The sequence below is a fragment of the Paenibacillus durus genome (genome assembly GCF_000756615.1).
Lineage (GTDB): Bacteria > Bacillota > Bacilli > Paenibacillales > Paenibacillaceae > Paenibacillus_AQ > Paenibacillus_AQ durus.
On record NZ_CP009288.1, the window covers coordinates 848,636 to 869,424 of the forward strand.

Consider the following 20,789-nt stretch of genomic DNA (forward strand, 5'->3'; position numbering starts at 1 on the left):
AAAGGAGGCGAATGGATGATCAAGAGCATGAACATGCTCGGGCAGACCTACCATTTTAACAGTCTCAAAGAAATTCTGGCCAAAGCGAATGAGGAGAAGTCAGGCGACCAGTTGGCCGGAATTGGAGCAGCGGATGCCCGCGAACGGATCGCCGCCAAGTTTGTGCTGGCCGACCTGACGCTGAGTGAAATCAGAAGTGATCCGCTGCTGCCGCCCGAAGAAGATGAAGTATCGCGGGTGATTGAAGAAACGATCGACGAGACGGTGTATAACGGGATTCGGAACTGGAGCATCGCCGAGCTTCGCGAGTATATCTTGTCCCATAAGGCCGGGCCGGATGATCTGAAGCGAATCGGTTCCGGCATGACCAGTGAAATGATTGCCGCCGTCGCCAAAGTGATGTCCAATCTCGATTTGATTACAGCAGCTTTCAAAATCCGCACGGTTACCCGGTGCAACACCGAAATCGGGCAGCGGGGCGTGCTGGCCACAAGGGCGCAGCCGAATCATCCCTCGGACAGCATTCCCGGTATTTTGGCGGCTACGTACGAAGCGCTCAGCTACGGCGTCGGAGACGCGGTCATCGGGATCAACCCGGTGATTGATTCGGCGGAGAGCGTCCGGGCGATTTTGTCGGCAACCAAAGAAGTGATGGACAGGTGGAGCATCCCGACCCAGAATTGTGTCCTTGCGCATGTAACGACCCAAATGAGAGCGATCGAGCAAGGGGCTCCGATGGATTTGCTGTTCCAAAGCTTGGCCGGAACGGAGCAGGGCAATAAAGGCTTCGGCGTGGATATCCGGCTGCTGGACGAAGCGGATGGGCTGATGCGGTTGAAGGGCGCTTCGCAGGGGCCGAATTACTGGTATTTTGAAACTGGGCAGGGCTCGGAGCTGTCCTCCTACGCTCATTTCGGGATTGACCAAGTGACGCTCGAAGCGAGATGCTACGGGCTGGCCCGAAAATACAAGCCGTTTCTCGTCAACACGGTCGTCGGCTTTATCGGACCGGAATACCTGTACGACAGCAAGCAGGTCATTCGTGCCGGATTGGAAGACCATTTTATGGGCAAAATGCATGGGCTTCCGATGGGCGTGGATGTATGCTATACGAACCACATGATGGCGGAGCAGAACGATATGGAGAACCTTGGCGTGCTGCTGACATCGGCGGGTGTTAACTTTCTCATCGGCGTGGCGATGGCGGACGATTGTATGCTCAATTACCAGTCCCTCAGCTTTCACGATCTCGCCGCGCTGCGGGAAACCTTTGGTTTGCGGCCGGCACCGGCGTTTGAGGAATGGCTGGTCAAGATGGGGATTATGGCCGATGGCAAGCTGACGGATGCGGCCGGTGATCCGACCCTTTTCATGGGATAAATTACACTTGCGGAGGTGCAGCATGAAAGATCACGAGAAATTGGAGGAGCTAAAAAAGAGTACTCCGGCACGCATCGGGGTAGGGCGCGCGGGAGCCAGGCCGCTGACCCATACGATGCTGCAACTTCGGAAGGATCACGCCGCCGCCGTGGATGCCGTGTACGGGGAAGTGGATGAATCGATCCTGCAGCAGCTCGGATTGTTTACAGTGGAGACCTGCTACGGGAACAAGGTAACCTATTTGAAACGCCCGGATCTCGGACGCATCATTACAGACGAGGGCATGGCGGTTATTCGCGAAAGATGCGTCAAGCAGCCGCAAATCCAGATTGTCGTGTCAGACGGTTTAAGCGCCGATGCGATCACCGCGAACATCCTCGATGTGTATCCGGCCCTGCTCGATTCCTTGAGAGCCAATGATCTGACCCCGGGAACCTCATTTTATGTGAAAGGGGGGAGAGTTGCCTGCATGGACCACATTGGGGAGGTGCTGCAGCCGGATGCGCTGGTGCTCCTGATCGGCGAACGGCCCGGCCTCGTAACCGCCCAATCCATGAGCGCTTATATGTGTTACAAGCCCCGCAAAGGCACGATCGAATCGGACCGGAATGTCATCTCGAACATTCACAGGGGCGGGACGCCTCCTTTGGAGGCGGCAGCGCATATCGGCACGATGCTTAAAGGGATGCTGGAGCGTCAGACGAGCGGCACGAATTTTTTCTAAAAAGGGAGGGGAAGTCGCATGCATGTGGTGGAGCGTGACCAATTCGTATTCAGTTTCTCAGGCAATCACGCGCCGGTATTGACCGTGCAGAGCGGAGACCGCGTTGTTTTACGGACGAACGACTGCTTCTCGGGACAAATCCGGGGGGATCAGGATCTTGTGACTTCCATTGACTATGGAAAAATCAATCCGGCGACCGGCCCGATCTTCGTGGAAGGTGCGCTGCCGGGAGACGTATTGAAGGCGGAGATTATCCGCATTTCGCTTGACGGTCAAGGCGTTATCACGACGCTTCCGGACATCGGGACGTTAATTCACCATTCGGAAATCCGGTCGAAATTGGTGCAGATCAGAGAAGGAAGGCGCGTGCAGTTCTCAGGCAGGATTGAGTTCGAGTGCGCCCCGATGGTTGGTGTCATAGGCGTGGCTCCTTCGGAAGGCGAGGTCGCTTGCGGGCATCCCGGCCGGCATGGCGGGAATCTGGACTCGAGCTGCATCGCTGAAGGATCGAGTGTGTATCTGCCCGTATTCGTTCCCGGCGCGTTGTTCGGGCTTGGCGATCTCCACGCCTCCATGGGCGACGGGGAAATATGCGGAACCGGAGTGGAAATCGCCGGAGAAGTCGAGGTTCGCTTAACTGTCCTGAAGGGCGCGCAGCTTGCCGCTCCTGTAGTCGAAACGAAGGATTCCTGGCATTCGATCGCAAGCGATCACGATGTCCTGGCTGCGATCCGGCAAGCGAGCGAAGACATGCAGAACATGATCGTCCAGCGCTGGGAGCTGACGCCGACGGATGCTTACTTGCTAATGGGCGCGGTAGGCGACGTGCAAATGAGCCAATGCTGCAAGCCTTGTCCGGTAGAGACGGTCGTTCGTGTACGCATGCCCAAGCTGGAAGGAATGCCCGGATTGGCCGAATAAATAAAATTTTAAATACCCCATTGAAAAGGAGGGGCATTTATTTTATATTAAACCTGTATACAACTTAGTATACAAGTAACGCATGCAAGAGCGCATGCCGCAAAGGGTGAGTTCAGTTGATAGAGAAAAGTGAAAAAGTTCTTTTAAAAGATACCGCATACGACAAGATCAAAGAAAAAATGATCCGGGGGGATGAGGAATATACCTCGGAAAATAATCTGGTTCAGGAGTTAAGCATGAGCCGAACCCCGATCCGCGAAGCATTAAACCGTCTTCAATACGAAGGGTTCCTGAAAATATTGCCCAATCGGGGCATCGTCTTCACGGAATTGTCCGCCGAGGAACGCAACGAGCTGATCGATATGAGGATCGCCATTGAGACGTATTCGCTGAAGCAAGCCGCTGATCGTATTACTGACAACGACATTAAGGAGCTTACCCGCATCATCGGCATGCAGGAAGAAGCTTACCGCGCCGGAGATTTTGCCGACCTGGTTGAGAAAGACGCGTTGTTCCATCATTACTTGCTGGAAATCGTCGGGAACTCGCAATTCATCAAGATGTACCGCCAGGCGAGGGAACGGCAGTTCACGGTACGGGCCGGAAAATGGCTCAAAAATCAGCCGGATGTGCTGCAGACCTTTATTGAAGAACACAGAACCATATTGAACGCGATTATCCAAAAGGATATCCCCGCTGCGGTTCAACATTTGGTGGAGCATTTGGAAAAAGGAAAGCTGTAACGCTTGAAACGACAGGAGGCGGCATTGCGATGAAATTTCGTGTAGTCATGGCGCAGTTGGAATCGACTTCGGATAAGCACGTGAACTATGAAAAAGCGGTATCGGCAGTCCGGGACGCCGTTCGTGACTACTCGGCCCAGATGGTTGTTTTCCCCGAAATCTTTATGAGCTTCTTCCCCGCACATACTCCAAAGCCTGTCATCGTGGATGACGCCGAGACATTGGATGGTCCTTTCGTCACCGGCATGAGGAAGCTGGCGGCTGAGTACGGCACATGGCTGATATTCGGAATGAAGGAATTGGTGGATGAGCGCGAGGCGGACCGGGTGTACAACACGGTAGTCATTGTTGATAGCGGCGGCTCGATCGCCGGATCATACCGAAAGACCCATCTGTATGACGCGTTCGGGCTGAAGGAATCCGACACGATTATGCCCGGCGACCGTCTCTTCGAGCCGATTCAGACCCCTTTCGGCAAGCTCGGATTGTTCGTCTGTTACGAGCTGCGCTTTCCCGAGATCGCCCGCTATCAGGCGGCCCGGGGGGCGGAAATCATTATTGTCCCTTCCGGCTGGGTTCGCGGGCCGATGAAGGAGCAGCATTGGAGCCATTTGATCACGGTTCGGGCATTGGAAAATACGGTGTTCATGGTTGCCTGCAACCAGGTGAGCGATTTCTACAGCGGACAAAGCCTTGTCGCCGATCCGATGGGCGTCCTGATGGCCGCCGGTCCGGAGACGGAGGCGCTGATGCCTTGCGAAATCGACCTGTCCCGAATCGGAAGCGTACGTTCCAAGCTGCCATCGTATGAACAGCGAAGACCTGAGCTGTATACATCCCTGATTTGATCCCGGAAGGAGCTGATTCTAATGAACAAATTGAGCAATCTGCTGCATAATCAACAGTCCGCTTACGGGATGATCGTAACGCTGAAGGACCCTGCCGTCGTGGAGATGCTGGGACATGCCGGGTATGATTTTGCCATTATTGATATGGAGCATACGACGATGGACTTCGGGCTGGTGGAGCATATGATCCGGGCAGCGGAATGCGTGCAGGTGTCCTCAGTGGTCCGTACCCCCCAGAATGACTATGGCGCCATGCTGCGTGTGCTCGAAGCGGGAGCCGACGCCATCATGGTTCCTCATCTCACCACGCGGGAACAAGCCGAGCGAATCGTCGGCACCGCCAAATACCGTCCGATCGGCTCCCGGGGACTCGACGGCTCCTCAAGAGCCGCGCAGTATGGCACGACTCCTTTCCAGCAGCATATAGAGCGGCAAAATGAACGGGTCACCGTGATCGGCATGATTGAAGATGAATCGGCTTTAACCAATCTGGACGATATTGTCAGTGTCCCCGGACTGGATTTGCTCTTTATCGGTCCCGCAGATTTGGCTTCCTCGCTTGGATACCAAGAGCAATTCGATCATCCCATCGTCATGAAGGCCATCGAAGAGATTATCAGAACGGCGAGCGAGGTCGGGCTTGGCGTCGGCATTCCGGCTTTTACGGCAGAGGAGGTGGACAAGTATTCCAAATGGGGAGCCAATTTTTTCACAGTTCCTCCTATTGATACGCTCCTCTTCAGCCGGGCAATGACCGCCCATCTAAGCGGCGTGAAGCACAATGAAAGGTTATCCATGATGTAGGCTCAAAAGACGTCTTGTCGTTCATATGACCAAACTTAAGGAGGAAATGAAGTATGCGATGGAATCAGGCGGGGAAGGCAGTAGGATTGATGTTGATTGTGTTGGCTATGATTTTGTCCGCATGCGGTTCGAATCAGGGAGCGGCCGAAGTGACGGAAGGCAAGGGCATGGTGATCACCTTGAAAGGAGACCCTGTCGGCTTCGACCCTCAAAATACGACCGATACCATTTCCAGCCTGATCAATTATCAAATCTACGACAGGCTGGTTACCTTCAACGAGAAGATGGAGGTTGTTCCTCAATTGGCCAAAAGCTGGACAACCTCAGAGGATGGCAAAACCTGGACCTTCGAGCTTAACACGGGGATCACCTTTACCGATGGCACTCCGTTTAATGCGGAAGCGGTAAAGACGAGCTTCGAACGGGTTGCCGACGAAGGGGAAAACTTGAGTCAGCATTCGCTGGTAGGCTCCTTTATCGATAACATAACCACGAACGGCGAGAACGAGGTTGTCTTCCATTTGAAAGCCCCGCAGGGAGCCTTCCTGGGTAACCTGGCTTCCGTTGCCAGCAGTATTCTCAGTCCCAAGTCCATTAAAGAGAACGAAGAGGGAATTGCCAAAAACCCGGTTGGAACCGGCCCGTTCAAATTAAAAGAGTTTGTGACCGGAGATGCGGTCGTGCTTGAAGCCAATAAGGATTATTGGGCCGGGGCGCCAAAGATCAGCAGTGTGACCTTCAAAAATGTTCCCGAAACCGCCTCCCGCGTAATTATGCTTGAAAATGGGGAATCCGACCTGATGGAAGGCGTTCCGATTACGGAAATCGAACGGCTGAGTCAGAATAGTGAGTTGGTTATCAATCCGATCAAGGCCAACCGGATCGCGTACATCGGGTTCAATACGACGGTCAAGCCTTTTGACCAACCGGCGGTGCGTCAGGCGCTGAACTATGCGATTGATAAAGAAACGCTGGTGAACAAGCTGTATGACGGCCGGGTTACCGTGGCCACCTCCGCCATCGCGTCGAGAACGATCGGGTACAGCAATGTAGGCTCTTATCCTTTTGATATGGACAAAGCGAAGCAAATGCTGAAAGACGCGGGAGTCGTGCCGGGAAATTACAAGTTCAGATTAATTCTGGCCGCCAACGTCGTTCAGGACAAACCGGCCGCCGAATTTGTTCAGAACAGCCTGCAGCAGTTGGGATTCAACATTGAGCTGCAAACGCTAGAGCTTGGCACCTACTTGGAGACGCTTAAAGCCCCCGGCAAATACGATTTGTTCGTCAGAGGCGCGCTTGCGACCACCGGCGATGCCGACCCGCTGTTCCGGGATGCCCTATTATCGACCAGCGCCACGAATTATGCCCATTACAACAATCCGGAGGTCGACAAATTGATACTCGCTGGGCAAGCGCAATTTGAACCGAAGCAGCGTCTGGAGAGCTACGCGAAGGTGCTGGAGCTGGTCAAGGAAGATGCGCCATGGATTTTCCTCCATGAGGATATGGCACGCTACGGAATATCCAAGAAGGTCGAAGGAATCACCTTCCTCCCTACTTATATCTATGATTTGCGCAAGGCGGTCAAGAATTGAACGAAAATCAATCGTAAGGAGGAATCCTTTTGTTAAGCTATGTCGTAAAGCGTGTGCTGCAAATGATTCCGACCTTGTTCGGCGTATCTCTCCTCTGTTTCATCATCATCCATTCGGTTCCGGGGGACCCGGCGCATTTAATTGCGGGAGTCGATGCGACGGAGGAGCAGGTGCAGAGCGTCAAGGAACGTCTGGGCCTGGACCGACCGTTATACGAGCAGTATTTCAGCTACGTGACCAATTTGCTTCAGGGTAATCTGGGCGAGTCGCTGCAATCCGAGAGACCTGTTCTGCAGGAAATTATGACGAGGTTCCCTAAAACGATCCTGCTGACGGTGTTCTCCGTTGTTATTATGGTGATCGTCGGTCTGTTTGCGGGCATCCTCTCCGCGACGAAGCCGAACAGCATCAGGGATAATGTGACGATGATGTTCTCCCTGTTCGGCATATCGATGCCGGTGTTCTGGTTCGGAACGATGCTCATTCTGTTATTCTCCTACTATTTGCCCCTGCTTCCTTCCGGAGGAAGCAGCGGGTTCCAGCATTTCATTCTTCCGTCCGTCGTCTTGGGCTTGTCGTCCTCCGGCGTGCTGGCAAGGTTAACCCGCTCCAGCATTCTGGAGGTTATTCATCAAGATTTTATCCGTACCGCGCGGGCCAAAGGGGTCAAGGAAAGGCTCGTTATCTACAAGCACACATTGAAAAATGCGCTCATACCGATCATTACGATTATCGGCCTGGAGTTCGGCACTTTGCTCGGCGGCGCCGTTCTGACGGAGACCGTATTCTCAATGAACGGACTTGGCCGGTTCATTATCCAATCCATCGAGTTTCGGGATTATCCGGCTGTTCAGGGCTGTATTTTGTTCGTAGCCACGATCTTCGTCGTTGTTAATCTCTTAGTTGACCTGTGTTACAGCGCAGTAGACCCCAGAATCAGGTATGAGTAGAAGGGAGCGTACGCAATGAGTAAGACCTCAATCCTTCTGATGAGCCGAGAAACAGAGGACCCGGTATATCATCGGCGCTCGCCGTGGACATTGATGATTCAGAGGTTCAAAAAAAATAAACGCGCCATCGTAGGATTATGGATGGTTATCATCTTTGTATGTATCGCGATTTTCGCGAGATGGTTAGCGCCGTATGATCCGATTGCGCAAAATATGCAGATCATCTTGAACCCGCCTTCGTTAAGCCATCCGTTCGGTACGGATGAATACGGCCGGGACATTTTATCGCGGGTCATTTACGGAGCGCAAATCTCCTTGATGGTTGGAGTTGTCGGGGTGCTGATTTCCATCGTATTCGGTGTGGCTCTCGGCACAATTTCGGGTTACTTCGGCGGAAAAGCCGACATCTTGATTATGCGGATTATGGATGTGTTTATGGCGTTTCCAAGCTTCCTGCTTGCGCTCGCTATTGTCAGCGTACTCGGCCCGGGCATGGTGAACGTGATGATCGCGATCGGCATCTTCTCGATTCCCGCTTTTGCGAGGATTTCCCGCAGCTCCGTCATGTCCGTAAACAACAAGGAATATATCGAGGCGGCGAAATCGATGGGCTCCGGCCATGTGCGCATCATATTCAAGCATGTGATTCCGAACAGCATTGCGCCGATTATCGTCTTATCCACGATGCGCATAGCGACTGCCATTCTTACAGCCTCCGGACTAAGCTTTCTCGGAATGGGCGCCCAGCCGCCGACGCCGGAGCTGGGGGCGATGCTGAGCTCGGGAAGGGATTATTTAAGATCCGATCCTCATGTCAGCACGATACCCGGCTTGGCCATTATGTTCATGGTCCTAGCCTTTAATATGCTGGGTGACGGTATTCGGGACGCGCTTGATCCGAAAATGAAGCTGTAAATGCCGTACACAAGGGGGAGGGTAAGCTTTGGAACGCGAACTGCTGGCGATAAAAGGGCTCAAGACTTATTTTTATACGGATGAAGGGGTTGTCCCGGCCGTTGACGGTGTGGACATCACCATCCGGGAAGGGCAGACCGTAGGAGTTGTCGGAGAGTCCGGCTCCGGAAAAAGCGTCACCTCCTTAACGGCGATGCGATTGACCCCGGGTAAAGTGATGGAAGGTTCCATTTTATTTGACGGCAAAGATCTCTTGGCTCTGTCCGAGCAGCAAATGCAGGATGTCCGGGGCAATGAAATGGCGATGATCTTTCAGGAGCCAATGACTTCGCTAAATCCGGTATTTACGGTCGGGCAGCAGATTGGAGAAGCGGTTCGGATTCATTTAAAGTACAGCAAGAAGCAGGCTAGAGCCCGTTCCATCGAGATGCTGAAGCTTGTCGGCATCCCTAGACCGGAACAGATTGTCGACGAGTATCCCCATCGTTTATCGGGAGGGATGAGGCAGAGGGTGATGATTGCGATGGCCATGGCGTGTAATCCCAAGCTGCTGATTGCCGATGAGCCGACAACTGCACTGGATGTAACGATTCAGGCGCAGATTCTGGATTTAATGAAAGAACTGAAATCGGCGCATGGTACGGCAATCCTGCTCATTACGCATGATCTTGGCGTTGTAGCGGAAATGTGCGACCGCGTGGTGGTCATGTACGGAGGCAAGGTTGTGGAAGAAAGCGACGTAATTACGCTCTTTACCGAACCGAAGCATCCGTATACGCAAGGGCTGATGAAGTCGATGCCGACGCTGGACTCGGAAGAGAAGCGGCTATATTCCATCAAGGGAAGCGTACCGGTTCCCGGCAGCTTGCGGGAAGGGTGTTATTTTGCGCCCCGCTGTGAATTCGCGATGGATGTCTGCCGCAGACAAGCGCCGCAGCTTACGGAAATCGGACCTGGACATTTCACAAGATGCTGGCTCCATGCATCCGAGGAAGGGGAGCAATCACAATGAAGCAGCCTTTGGTTGAGATCAGAAATTTAAAAAAGTATTTCCCGATAAAAAAAGGAATCTTTGGCCGGACTGCCGGCCATGTCAGAGCGGTTGACGGACTGGATTTTACGATTTATAAGGGAGAAACGCTTGGATTAGTAGGGGAAAGCGGCTGCGGAAAATCGACAACGGGAAGAACGCTTCTCCAACTGCTCCATCCGACGGAGGGCCAGGTCTATTATAAGGGAAAGAATCTCGTGGGACTGCCTCCAGCCGAGCTCAGGAAGGTCCGAAAGGATATGCAGATGGTCTTCCAGGACCCGTATGCTTCCCTCGATCCACGCCTCACGGTCTTCGATATTATCGCCGAACCGCTGGAGATCCACAACGTTGCCCAAGGTAAGGAAAAAATACGGCGAGTCGAGGAACTGCTGAATACTGTCGGCTTAAGCAGCTACCATGCCAAGCGGTATGTGCATGAGTTCAGCGGCGGACAGCGGCAGCGGATCGGGATTGCCCGGGCGCTCGCGCTAAACCCCATGCTGATTGTCGCCGACGAGCCGGTATCCGCCCTGGACGTATCCATCCAGTCCCAGGTCATCAATCTGATGCAGGATCTGCAGGAGCAATTTCATTTGACGTATTTATTTATCGCCCATGATTTAAGTGTGGTGAAGCATATCAGCAGCCGGATTGGCGTGATGTATTTGGGACGAATGGTAGAGCTGGCGGATAAGCGGGATCTGTTCGATTCCCCGAAGCATCCGTATACCCGGGCCTTATTATCAGCCGTCCCGACCCCGAGCCCGCTAATCAAGAAGGAGCGGATTGTGCTGCAAGGGGATGTGCCAAGTCCGGCCAATCCGCCTGCGGGCTGTGCGTTCCACCCGAGATGCAGCGAATGCATGGCGATTTGCAAGACGGACAGGCCGGCGCTGAGGCAAGTGGATGGGCGTTACGTCGCCTGCCATTTGTACAATTAAGTGTCGAATGAGGCGGACAAGCCGGGCCCGGAGTGTACCGGACGATATCAACGTAAGCGGAGGAGAACAGGGCATGAGAGTGAACGGAAGATCACCGTTAACGCCGGTAACCGGCGCGACTTCGTTATATGCATGCCAATACGATCAAAGGTTTTCTTACTGTGCCTATATTCCAAACCCAGTTACCGAAACCGGTCCGCAGCGGCGCCCGCTGCTCGTCGTGATTCACGGGACGGACCGTTCCGCTCAGCGGTACAGGGACGAGTTTCAGGATTTTGCCGACAGCACCGGCGCCGTTGTCCTGGCGCCGCTCTTTCCGGCAGGCATCGGAGAACCGGGAGAACTGAACTCATACAAGATGATTAAATACCGTGATATTCGTTTCGACCGCGTATTGCTGGCGATCATTGAAGAGTTTACGGCCCGATATGGAATTTCGGAGCGGCAATTCCTGCTGTTTGGCTTTTCCGGCGGCGGACAATTTGTTCACCGTTTCTTTTACCTTCATCCTGACCGGCTGCTGGGAGTATCGGTTGCCGCCCCGGGTAACGTCACGCTGCTTGATCCATCTATGGATTGGTTTACGGGAACCCGCGACTTTAAGGAACAATTCGGCACGGAGCTCCGGATGGAGGAGCTGCGCCGTGTTCCAGCCCAATTGGTGATTGGAAGCGAAGATAACAGCATACTCCCAAGCGGCAAGGAGAATCCCTTTTGGCTTCCGGGCGTGGAGATTGCCGGGAATACGCGGCTGGAACGAATCCGGTCGCTGAGGGATAATTGGACATCAAGCGGGATTCGCGTCCGGTATGATGAAGTTCCGGGTGCCGCCCATGAAGGCATCAAGCTGTTGTCTCCTGTGAAAGATTTTCTGGCGGACACATTGAATGCGAATGACAACTATCTCAAATGAAGAAGGAAGGGATTATATGCAGTTTAGAAAAGTAATCCTCAACATTCATCTGACTCTAAGCTTATTGGCCGGGCTATTCATTGTCGTTCTCTCCTTGACAGGCAGCGTTCTCGTTTTTAAAAACGAGCTCACCCAGGCCATGTATCCGGAGCTGTTTAAAGTGACCCAAGGGGAGCGGATTTCTTACCAAGATGCTCAAAAGTCCATTTTGTCCCAATATCCCGAAGCGCAGTTTCTGAGAATTTATACCCCCGATGAGCCGGTTACAGGCGGCGCATTCCAGTTCTGGATCAATAATGACGGGAAGAGAGAGTATGTGTATGTGGACCCTGCCACCGGGAACATACTCGGAACGCTGGATGAGAGCGCCTTTCCCAATAAGCTAAGCGTGTTTCATCGCAATTTACTGCTGGAAAAGTATCACGGGTTTGAGATTGTCGGGATCGTCGGTTTCATGTTCACGTTCATTCTCATATCGGGTCTTTACTTGTGGTGGCCGGGAATCAAAAGTATGGCGCAGGGCTTCAAACGAAGAAAGGCCTCGAATCCGTATATTAAAAAGAATGACCTTCACCGGCTAATCGGGATTTATTCCATCCCTGTGCTCTTGATCATCGCATTTACCGGAGCCGTTTATCCGTTTAGCGAGAAGATATTAGGCTGGTTCGGCACAGGCTGGACCCCGCCGGCTCAAAAGCTTGCCGTTCAGGTGAAGCCGGAAGGCAGGCTGCCTGTGGACGAGCTGGTCCGGCTTGCCGAACAGACCACGCCAAGCAGCAAAGCAACCTTGATTATTCTGCCTACCAAGCCGGAAAAGAACATCGATATCCGTCTAACCCGTTCCTATGATCCCGGCGCCGGACATACCGGAAATGTGAAGGTGTGGATGGACCCGTACAACGGACAGGTGCTGGAAAAATGGGACCCCAAAACCAATAACGTGTTTTACCAAACGTGGGTATTTCCTCTGCACGTCGGCGCTTATGGAGGAATTATCACCAAAGTCTTGTATTCCATCGTCGGTTTGATGCCTTCCATACTGATGTTTACCGGTATTTATATCTGGCAGTATAAAAAAAGACGGCGGAAAAAACAGCAGGCCGAGGTTCAACTGAATGCTTCGTAAAGCAACGAGATCGGAAACGTACATGACATTGGCTGAAAGGAGCGGAATCCATGTTTCGATTAAATCCGAGAGTCCAGGGGGTCACCCCTGATCTGTTATCCGTTTATGAGCAAGTGATGCCTTCGACCATCGGCCATATGACCGATTTCGGTTTTATGAAAGGTCTGGAGCCGCTGTTTCGGCCCATACGTTTCGTAGGCAATGCGGTAACCGTTCGTATTCCCCACATGGATTCTTCCGCCGTACATAAAGCGCTGGATATCGTCATGCCGGGCGATGTGCTGGTGATTGACATGTCCGGCGACACGGAACGTTCCTGTTGGGGAGGGATTTGCTCCTATATCGCCAAGGCCAAGCAGCTCGCCGGTGTGATCGTAGCAGGCTGCGTTAATGATGCTCAGGAGATTCTCGAATTGGGGCTCCCCGTATTCTCGATTGGCGTAAGTCCCCTGACGACACGGATTTTGGGGCTTGAGGGAGAGATCAATACGTCGATCAGTGTATGCGGAGTCGCCGTGCGTCCGGGTGACTTAATTGCAGCCGATGGCGATGGAGTGTTCGTCATCGATCCGAATGACGCCATGAAGTATGGCCTCGAAGCCATTGAGATTCAGAATGCCGAAACCGGGCTTAAGCGAAAATTGGACGAAGGCATTACACTAGCCTCGATAAGCGGAGCTGACCAATGGTTCTGAGTGAAAAGAAGCCATATACGGCTTGATAAACTTTTAAAAGCTTATTCCAACTTGAATGATAAGTCGGGATGAGCTTTTTCTATTAGACCATATTCCTTTATTTTGAATTTAAGGAGTTATATTAAAAAATTATTGAAAAAAGTCGATATATAGTAAATTAATGAATTTACAAGGAGATGACTGAATGGCAATATCGGCGGTTAGCTATGAACATTTGCAAATCCTTCCTTTTGAAATGACATTGCATCATGTGATGTTGGTCAAGAAAATCAATGATCACGCGAAATTGACGTTCACGGGCATTATTTCGGAAGAACAGGAAGATCATTATGTACGAATGGCAGATGAGGATACGCCTGTGGAGCTTCTGTATGCCGATGAAAATGGACAGAGCAAGCGGTTGTTCCACGGTACAATTCTCAAGCTCCATGTCAAGGTGGAGCACAACGTATACTGGCTGGAAGCGGAGGCCATATCCCATACGCATGCGATGGACCTCAAGCCGGAAACACGGTCTTTCCAGAATAAATCGATGCTCATCCACGACTTAATGCAGAAGATCAGCGGTTACTACCCGAAAGGGCAAACCTTTAATACGTTTGAGGAAGATAGTCAGCTGGGTGCTTATACGCTGCAATATCAGGAGACGGACTGGCAGTTTCTAAAGAGGTTGGCTTCCCGTTATCATGCGGTGCTAGTTCCTGTATCAACGGAAGATAGCGTACGCGTGTATTTGGGCATTCCGGATCACCGGGACGCAGGCGAGCTCGAAGCTACACACTACCGGATGTATAAGGATATGTTGGCCTACAAGAAAGAGGCGGCTGCCGGAAAGAGCGGGCTTAGCGAACAGGATTATATTTGTTACGAAGTGATGCTGCACGATCAGGTGCTTGAACTTGGAGACAAGGTTACCTTCAAAGGCCAGCAGCTTCATGTGTTCGAGGTGCGGACCGAAATGAAGCAGGGTCTGCTTACTCATCATTACACCCTCGGTTTGAAACGGGCAGCTTACAGGCGAACGAGAACCAATTCCAAGCTGGTTGGCGCTTCTATTTCAGGCAAAGTCATGGAAGTGGTCCGGGATGAGGTCAAGGTGCGGCTCGATTACGATCAGGACTGGAGTCTTGGGACCGCAATTCCATTCCCGTATTCCACCATGTATGCGTCGGATGATCAGACAGGCTGGTACTGCATGCCGGAGAAAGGAGATAGTGTCCGGATTTATTTTCCAAATGCGAAGGAAGCGGAGGGCATTGCGCTCAGCTCCGTGCGGAAGAAGCTGCCGGAAGAAGCGATGGCTCCCGCATCCAGTCCGGGCAGTACATCCGGCGCTGCAGGGGGACACAGCCAAAATGTGACGACGACCGTTGTTCAGCAAGAACAGCTGCAGCCCATCATTAATTACGACAAGGATTTAAAGGAAGATTTAATGGCCAATCCGAACACGAAGTTTCTGCTGACGCCGACCGGCCAGAAAATCACTTTCGAGGAAGATAAAATCACCATTACCGGTGCGGTCGGGGGCGCAACCATTACTTTAACGAGCGCCGGCACGATTATTCTGAATTGTGAAAATAAAATTATGCTGCAGGCAAGCAAGCAAATCGAAATGGTGTCGGAATCCATTATGATGGTTGCCAACCAGATTGAAATGTCTACGAAGGACGCAAAAGGCGGCCTTACGATGGATCAGGGGCAGGTCGTGATTAAAGGCATCGAAGTGCTGATGAATCAATAAAACGCACCGGAGAGAGGAGCGCGGGGATGCACGACATGGAGATATGGAACCTTTTTATTGAAGAAGATGTCATGCCGCAGCGAAATCAGCAGATTAAATCTTTACATAACTATTATGTCCGGCATAAAAAGCAGATTGTAGACCAGCTCGTCCCGCTGTTCGACCGGTTCTGCCAGAATGTACAGCTCCTGCAGCAAGAAGGGCATGTACAGAAATGTACCTGCATTCATATTTCCCTGCTGCGGACGAGCCTGAACGAAGGAAGGCCCGTCTATATGCTGGAGGCCAGCGGCAGGGACACGGACAGCAGCGTGCAGCTGACGCCTTTCCGATATGACGCGGGATGGATTTATGGATTCGCAGACGCTTGGGATCAAGCGTGCGAGGAGAAACGCAAGCGTTATATGAGCCGCATTCAGCGCCATTCGTTCGAAGCCTGGAAGACAGAGCAGCTGTATCCGTTTCACGTCTATATGGTACACGCTGTCCGTTATGCGATGGATACGATCCGGCAGCTTGTTTCATTCCAAAGCATAGAGAAAGACAGTCATTTTGAAGTGCGCGTCGGCGAATATCGGGATCATGAGGTCAGTGAATCGGTGTATCGCGTCAATGAGAGACAACGAACCTCCATTACGTGCAAAGGATGGCTGGAAAACCGGTTAGATCAGGAATACATCTATGAACATATTGCCAGAGTTGATTTGTCTCATGGTCATTACGAAGGTATTGACCTGAATTATGCCAGGTTCGAAGAGGTGACGCTGACAGGAAGTCATTTCGCGGGCAGCCGAATGCTGGGTACCCGCTTCGAGCGCTGCGTATGCGATCAGGCTGATTTCACCGAGAGTCTTCTAGTTGATGCGGATTTTCGCGATTGTGACCTGACCTATGCGAAGTTCGACCGTGTACTGGGCGATCGGGATATGGTTATAGAGGCGCATGGCCTTGTGTTTGGCCTGAACGGCGTACAGTTTCAACGGGCCAACCTGACTCGTGCCAGCTTTCGGGATGCGAAAATTGCGGGGGATTTTACAGAGGCGGAGCTCGAAGAGGCTGATTTCACAGGGGCAGACTTGACCGGCAGCCGAATGCTGGAGCGGGACGCTTTCCGGGTTGCGCTGACGAAGGAACAGCGTGAAACGATCACTTGGGTGGAGGATCTGCGGCATGAGTAGGATGGAATATTATGTGCTGGAGCATGATCGGCGCTTGCCGGCGAACGGAGCGAATCTGGCGTTTCCGGAACGTATGCTCAGGGGCTACGGCCACGCGGAGCAGCAGGAGATCGTCTATGTTAAGCCGGGCAATAGCCTGACTTCCAGCAGTCTGATTGAACATCCCATCCTGCTGGTTAGCGAGGAGCTTCGGGCCATTATAAATAAGCAAATACCGGAGATCGCTTATAAAAGCGTAATCGTGATGGACCTGAAGCAGCAGGGGCAATTCGATTATGCATGGATGGATTTCCAGGAAATCGCTTGTCTTGCGCCTGACCGCACGGAGACGGACAACGGACAGGTTCACACCATTTGGGTAGACCCGGAAGCTTTGAGGGAGGCTGCCATTTTCCAAATTCCGTACTACCGGAGCCGTGTGCTGGTTGCGCGTGTGGACGTAGCGGAGAGCTTGCTTAGAAAAAGCCTGTACGGCTTAAGGATCAGACCCATCCGGTTGACAGGAGGAGAAGCTTGATATGGGAGTTACAGATACGATATTAAAGAAAGACACGCTTGCCAAGCTGCTGGCATCCCCGTGGCGGAGCGAGGATACCTATGTAACGGCAGGGGCGTATATGCATTGTACGTTTGGCACGCATGAAGAAGTGCTGAACAAGCAGGACCCGAATGGAGTGTATATTAACGGAAACCCGATGCTGACGGTAGAGGATTGCGTGGTATCCGCGTCGGAGCCAGGGACGATTCAAGGGATTCCCTATGACAAAATGGGCCAGGAGCTTGATGGCAACTTTTATTCATTTGGCTTTTGCCGGAGTGAGATGCTTCCGATGAAGGTGGCTGAAAAAAATTCGGGTATGCCGGACTCTTCATATATTTTTGACCCCGATCCAACGGAGCCGACCTTTAATCAGTATATTTATCCGTGTGCGCCCAAATTGCTGCCAACGGTATCGGCATCCGCCCCTGCGGGCCCGCCATTCAAGCCTCAGACAGAGTCACGGCCCGGGCTGTTAGGTGCACTATCTGCGCTTACTACGATGCTGGAGAAACTGGCAGGAGCTCAGACCCAGTGGACGAACGGCAGCCCGAATGTATCCATTCAGGGAGTGCCTGCACTGACCAGCAAGTCCTGTTTATTTTGTCAGTATGGGGGGAAGATCCGGTTGCTTACGAATGGGATGGACCCAGCGCCTCCCGAGTTCTTAGTGAGATAAAGAAAGGAGGTCAAGGTGAAGGCATGGGAGCAGGGTATCAAGGGGATGGCTATGAGCTTACGTGGCCGTATGGGCTGAAAGCCATTCGCAGTTTTCGGATTGAACGGAAATTTAATACACATGCGCGGTGTACATTTACGGCGGTAATGACAGAAGAGGAAGCGGAACTTTGCATCCAACGAAGCAGCTTTGAGGACAGCCTGGTCCTCCGGAGGCCTGCCGAGCCGAAGGCGGAGAACTGGTTCGCCGGGGGCATTACGGGTATCGATATTCACATGGAAGACGGGATTCCGCATGTGCAAGTCGAGGCGATCTCGCGCACGTATGCGATGGATATGGAGCCGAAAAGCCGGTCGTATCAGAACAAGCATTTGACCTATTCGGACGCCATAGAGCAGCTCGTCGCTGATTACCCCGGAGGGGCTGCGCAAAATATGGCGACAAGCGAGGAGGCGGCGATCGGCGCGTTAATGGTCCAATTTGGAGAGACCGACTGGCAGTTTATGAAGCGGCTGGCCTCCCGGGTCGGGACCGTTATTTTGCCGGATGTGGCGCTGGATGCGCCTCGCGTCTATTTCGGCGTGCCGGATTTGTCATGGGGCGAGGAGCTGAAGTCCAAGCGTTACACGGCCGTAAAGGACCGGGCCGCCTATGAAGAGCTGAAGGCGCATGCGGAAGGAAACGAAGGGGATTCGCTTCACGAGGCGGATTTTGTCCATTACCGGGTCATCAGCGAGCAATATTGCGAGGTCGGAGATGATGTTCTTTTTAAAAATCAGATGTGGGTCGTATCCGAATCGGTGATCAGCTATGCATCGGGGCTGCTGCAATATGAATATGTACTGGTGAAACGGCAGACGCTGAGAATGAAGCTGCGGCGGAATGAGGGAATTCAAGGCGTCTCCCTCGAAGGCCGGGTCGTAAAACGGGCGAACAATATGGTGAAGGTTCATCTGGACATCGATGCGGAGCATGACGCGCAAGGGAACTGGTGGTTCCCCTACTCGGGGGAAGGGAACAATATCTTCCACTGTCTGCCGGAGGAAGGCGCGCGGATTAAGGTGTATTTTCCAAGCGGTACCGAGAAGCAGGCGATGGCAATCAACTCGGTTCGCGGGGGAAGCGAGGAGATGAAGAGCCGGACGGTGTTCCAGAAGCCCACGACGAAAGTGTTCGAGATGCCGGGAGCGGCCAAAATGCAGCTGGGAGACGACGGGGTGCTGTTCGAGAAAGGGACGGTCAGCCTGCATCTGGATGGCGGGAACATTACGGTTAAGGCAAGCGAGGATCTGTTGCTGGTCGCAGGCAACCGGATGGAGCTGGGGAGCGGAAGCGGGAAGGGCGTGCTCGAGTCCATTCGGATGCGCGCTGCGCAGCAGATTGCGCTACAAACGAACGCAACCCATTATATGGTCATCCAAGAAAACCGGGTGGGCATCAAGAGCAGCAAGCTGGACTTCCAGAAAGTCGAAGCGGATTTCATGGAGCTGCTGACGGATGAAGAACTCAAGCAGATGTATATCGATGAACAGGCCGAAGCGAAAATTTGGCAAGAAGAACTGGATTTCAACAAGAATGTCCCCGTTCCGATGTCCGGAATGCCTGTGACCGTACCCTTGCCGGAAGGCAATAAGGCGGACATTCGTGCGAAAGTGGCAGCCGAAGTGAACAGCAATCCGAATGGAATCGCTGCGGCGCGAAGCTGGCTGAGCGGGAAATCGGCGGAAGAGCAGCAGAGCGCCTACCAGAAGAGCTACGCCCAGCCAGTTGAACCGAAGAAGAGTAAGAAAGAGAAACAAGCGGAGCTGGCAGAGAGTCAGAAGGAATATGAGCAGGAAGACCGGGACCGGACAGCGGTGTATGAGTGGAATCAAAGCGCGAAGAAGATCATGGAGCAAGGAGCACGGGAAGGCAAGTCGCCAGCGGAGATTCAGGCGATGCTTCCACCGCAACCTATACTTTCGCGAAGGGCGCCGCAGGAAAGCCATGAGCCGGGTATAATCGAGCAGATGCTGGATTTTACGGGGATCGGGAAACTGGTGGATCAACTGGGACCTGTCCTGGACGCGCTGCAACTGGAGCACATCATCCCGCAGAAACCGGATTATCTCAGCAAGCATACGGAAAAAAAGGTATACTTATCCCGGTATACCTTCCAAGTGTTAGTCATCGATCCCCAAGTTCTGATCGCGGAGATCAATATCTTATTCGGAGCGGTGGCAATCATCGGGGCATTTACGACGGGAGGGGGATCGTTGTATCTCCTGGCGCTCGCAGATGGGGTCATAGGCGCAGGCATGGTTGCTGTCAACATTGAGAAGCTAATCGATCTCAAGAACGGAAATGGGAATACGAATCCGAGCCTCCTCGGTATAGACCAGAAGATGCTGGATGATATGGGGCTCGCTATCGCGTTTGTGAATCTAGCGTTCTTGATGAAGCACGGCTTGTACAAGGCGGCGGATAAACTAGCGAATGGCAGGAATATTGCGGCGCTGGAAGAGCTGGAAGATGCTTCGAAGGCTTTGAAGGCAGGGGGGACGGGTGAACTTCCACCTCTTAAACCTGTTGAACCACGAGGCGAGCCGATTGAATTTGTTCCTGCATTCAAACAAGAAGAGATAGCTTTAAAAACGTATGAAAGATTGAGGGCTACAGGTTTAGATATGCAAGAGATTGAAGTTTTTGCTCGAAATACTGGACTTAGTGTGGAGGAAGCTAAGCAATTAAAAACGCACTTATTTTTGACAAAACACGTAAATATGCCGGATCATGTAGGTGGAAAGTATTACTACGAGGGGTACTTTGATCCTGATATTGGCATAGCATATGGATGGGAAAAAGCACTAAAAGGAGAATTACCTCCAGATGAAAAAGCATGGTTTAGGCAATTAGCAGATCACGAATTGGCAGAAAGTAAGTTAATGCAAGAGGGTGTTGTTTATCGTAAAATTGAGTCCTGGGATCCTGTTGATAATTTGACTGGAGATCCACCAGGTGCTCATGATTTAGCGCCTCCTCCACCAGATGAGTTATATCCAGGTATGATTGTAAAGTATTAA

The 20,789-nt window shown here is 52.4% G+C and carries 19 protein-coding genes; all 19 read left to right on the forward strand.

Annotated elements, in window-relative coordinates; all coding sequences use genetic code 11:
* Positions 1 to 15: 15 nt before the first annotated feature.
* Positions 16 to 1,380, forward strand: a complete 1,365-nt coding sequence (locus PDUR_RS03875) for an ethanolamine ammonia-lyase subunit EutB (RefSeq protein ID WP_042205186.1) — start codon at positions 16 to 18, stop codon at positions 1,378 to 1,380.
* 22 nt (positions 1,381 to 1,402) lie between these two features.
* Complete coding sequence (eutC, locus tag PDUR_RS03880; protein WP_042205187.1) at positions 1,403 to 2,104, forward strand: ethanolamine ammonia-lyase subunit EutC; 702 nt, start codon at positions 1,403 to 1,405, stop codon at positions 2,102 to 2,104.
* Between the two features lie 18 nt (positions 2,105 to 2,122).
* Complete coding sequence (locus PDUR_RS03885) at positions 2,123 to 3,025, forward strand: acetamidase/formamidase family protein (RefSeq protein ID WP_042205188.1); 903 nt, start codon at positions 2,123 to 2,125, stop codon at positions 3,023 to 3,025.
* A 116-nt stretch (positions 3,026 to 3,141) separates the two neighbouring features.
* Positions 3,142 to 3,768, forward strand: coding sequence for a GntR family transcriptional regulator (locus tag PDUR_RS03890; protein WP_052409996.1), 627 nt, complete (start codon positions 3,142 to 3,144; stop codon positions 3,766 to 3,768).
* Positions 3,769 to 3,797: 29 nt separating this feature from the next.
* Positions 3,798 to 4,616 (forward strand): carbon-nitrogen hydrolase family protein, encoded by an 819-nt coding sequence (locus PDUR_RS03895; protein ID WP_042205189.1) that lies wholly within the window; start codon positions 3,798 to 3,800, stop codon positions 4,614 to 4,616.
* A gap of 21 nt (positions 4,617 to 4,637) precedes the next feature.
* On the forward strand, positions 4,638 to 5,420 hold the full coding sequence (locus PDUR_RS03900) for an HpcH/HpaI aldolase family protein (protein ID WP_052409998.1): 783 nt from the start codon (positions 4,638 to 4,640) through the stop codon (positions 5,418 to 5,420).
* 53 nt (positions 5,421 to 5,473) lie between these two features.
* The gene (locus tag PDUR_RS03905; protein WP_042205190.1) at positions 5,474 to 7,018 is read left to right on the forward strand and encodes an ABC transporter substrate-binding protein; all 1,545 of its coding nucleotides are present in this window, start codon (positions 5,474 to 5,476) and stop codon (positions 7,016 to 7,018) included.
* A gap of 29 nt (positions 7,019 to 7,047) precedes the next feature.
* On the forward strand, positions 7,048 to 7,968 hold the full coding sequence (gene nikB, locus PDUR_RS03910) for a nickel ABC transporter permease (RefSeq protein WP_156130274.1): 921 nt from the start codon (positions 7,048 to 7,050) through the stop codon (positions 7,966 to 7,968).
* A 15-nt stretch (positions 7,969 to 7,983) separates the two neighbouring features.
* Positions 7,984 to 8,883, forward strand: coding sequence for a nickel transporter permease (nikC, locus tag PDUR_RS03915; protein ID WP_052410001.1), 900 nt, complete (start codon positions 7,984 to 7,986; stop codon positions 8,881 to 8,883).
* 28 nt (positions 8,884 to 8,911) lie between these two features.
* Positions 8,912 to 9,895, forward strand: a complete 984-nt coding sequence (locus PDUR_RS03920) for an ABC transporter ATP-binding protein (protein ID WP_042205191.1) — start codon at positions 8,912 to 8,914, stop codon at positions 9,893 to 9,895.
* Complete coding sequence (locus PDUR_RS03925) at positions 9,892 to 10,857, forward strand: ABC transporter ATP-binding protein (RefSeq protein WP_042205192.1); 966 nt, start codon at positions 9,892 to 9,894, stop codon at positions 10,855 to 10,857. Before PDUR_RS03920 ends, PDUR_RS03925 begins: the two co-directional genes overlap by 4 nt.
* A gap of 73 nt (positions 10,858 to 10,930) precedes the next feature.
* Positions 10,931 to 11,770: an alpha/beta hydrolase family protein gene (locus PDUR_RS03930; RefSeq protein WP_042205193.1), complete on the forward strand. Its 840-nt coding sequence runs from the start codon at positions 10,931 to 10,933 to the stop codon at positions 11,768 to 11,770.
* A gap of 16 nt (positions 11,771 to 11,786) precedes the next feature.
* On the forward strand, positions 11,787 to 12,896 hold the full coding sequence (locus PDUR_RS03935) for a PepSY-associated TM helix domain-containing protein (RefSeq protein ID WP_042205194.1): 1,110 nt from the start codon (positions 11,787 to 11,789) through the stop codon (positions 12,894 to 12,896).
* Positions 12,897 to 12,946: 50 nt separating this feature from the next.
* Positions 12,947 to 13,591 carry an RraA family protein gene (locus PDUR_RS03940; RefSeq protein ID WP_042205195.1) on the forward strand — a complete coding sequence of 215 codons (645 nt, stop codon included), beginning with the start codon at positions 12,947 to 12,949 and terminating at the stop codon, positions 13,589 to 13,591.
* A gap of 184 nt (positions 13,592 to 13,775) precedes the next feature.
* On the forward strand, positions 13,776 to 15,332 hold the full coding sequence (locus PDUR_RS03945) for a contractile injection system protein, VgrG/Pvc8 family (protein ID WP_052410002.1): 1,557 nt from the start codon (positions 13,776 to 13,778) through the stop codon (positions 15,330 to 15,332).
* Positions 15,333 to 15,367: 35 nt separating this feature from the next.
* Complete coding sequence (locus PDUR_RS03950) at positions 15,368 to 16,510, forward strand: pentapeptide repeat-containing protein (RefSeq protein ID WP_169744885.1); 1,143 nt, start codon at positions 15,368 to 15,370, stop codon at positions 16,508 to 16,510.
* Positions 16,503 to 17,027 (forward strand): hypothetical protein, encoded by a 525-nt coding sequence (locus tag PDUR_RS03955; protein ID WP_042205197.1) that lies wholly within the window; start codon positions 16,503 to 16,505, stop codon positions 17,025 to 17,027. Before PDUR_RS03950 ends, PDUR_RS03955 begins: the two co-directional genes overlap by 8 nt.
* Before the next feature lies 1 nt (position 17,028).
* Positions 17,029 to 17,727 (forward strand): DUF4280 domain-containing protein, encoded by a 699-nt coding sequence (locus tag PDUR_RS03960; protein ID WP_042205198.1) that lies wholly within the window; start codon positions 17,029 to 17,031, stop codon positions 17,725 to 17,727.
* 23 nt (positions 17,728 to 17,750) lie between these two features.
* The gene (locus tag PDUR_RS03965) at positions 17,751 to 20,789 is read left to right on the forward strand and encodes a hypothetical protein (RefSeq protein WP_042205199.1); all 3,039 of its coding nucleotides are present in this window, start codon (positions 17,751 to 17,753) and stop codon (positions 20,787 to 20,789) included.

Bases quoted from the DNA above. Each gene is read 5' to 3' on its own strand.
- PDUR_RS03945 (WP_052410002.1), top strand. From the start codon at position 13,776: ATGGCAATATCGGCGGTTAGCTATGAACATTTGCAAATCCTTCCTTTT.
- PDUR_RS03885 (WP_042205188.1), top strand. From the start codon at position 2,123: ATGCATGTGGTGGAGCGTGACCAATTCGTATTCAGTTTCTCAGGCAAT.
- PDUR_RS03905 (WP_042205190.1), top strand. From the start codon at position 5,474: ATGCGATGGAATCAGGCGGGGAAGGCAGTAGGATTGATGTTGATTGTG.
- nikC (WP_052410001.1), top strand. From the start codon at position 7,984: ATGAGTAAGACCTCAATCCTTCTGATGAGCCGAGAAACAGAGGACCCG.
- PDUR_RS03965 (WP_042205199.1), top strand. From the start codon at position 17,751: ATGGGAGCAGGGTATCAAGGGGATGGCTATGAGCTTACGTGGCCGTAT.
- PDUR_RS03960 (WP_042205198.1), top strand. From the start codon at position 17,029: ATGGGAGTTACAGATACGATATTAAAGAAAGACACGCTTGCCAAGCTG.
- PDUR_RS03935 (WP_042205194.1), top strand. From the start codon at position 11,787: ATGCAGTTTAGAAAAGTAATCCTCAACATTCATCTGACTCTAAGCTTA.
- PDUR_RS03950 (WP_169744885.1), top strand. From the start codon at position 15,368: ATGGAGATATGGAACCTTTTTATTGAAGAAGATGTCATGCCGCAGCGA.
- PDUR_RS03925 (WP_042205192.1), top strand. From the start codon at position 9,892: ATGAAGCAGCCTTTGGTTGAGATCAGAAATTTAAAAAAGTATTTCCCG.
- PDUR_RS03875 (WP_042205186.1), top strand. From the start codon at position 16: ATGATCAAGAGCATGAACATGCTCGGGCAGACCTACCATTTTAACAGT.
- PDUR_RS03930 (WP_042205193.1), top strand. From the start codon at position 10,931: ATGAGAGTGAACGGAAGATCACCGTTAACGCCGGTAACCGGCGCGACT.
- PDUR_RS03900 (WP_052409998.1), top strand. From the start codon at position 4,638: ATGAACAAATTGAGCAATCTGCTGCATAATCAACAGTCCGCTTACGGG.
- PDUR_RS03955 (WP_042205197.1), top strand. From the start codon at position 16,503: ATGAGTAGGATGGAATATTATGTGCTGGAGCATGATCGGCGCTTGCCG.
- eutC (WP_042205187.1), top strand. From the start codon at position 1,403: ATGAAAGATCACGAGAAATTGGAGGAGCTAAAAAAGAGTACTCCGGCA.
- PDUR_RS03895 (WP_042205189.1), top strand. From the start codon at position 3,798: ATGAAATTTCGTGTAGTCATGGCGCAGTTGGAATCGACTTCGGATAAG.
- PDUR_RS03940 (WP_042205195.1), top strand. From the start codon at position 12,947: ATGTTTCGATTAAATCCGAGAGTCCAGGGGGTCACCCCTGATCTGTTA.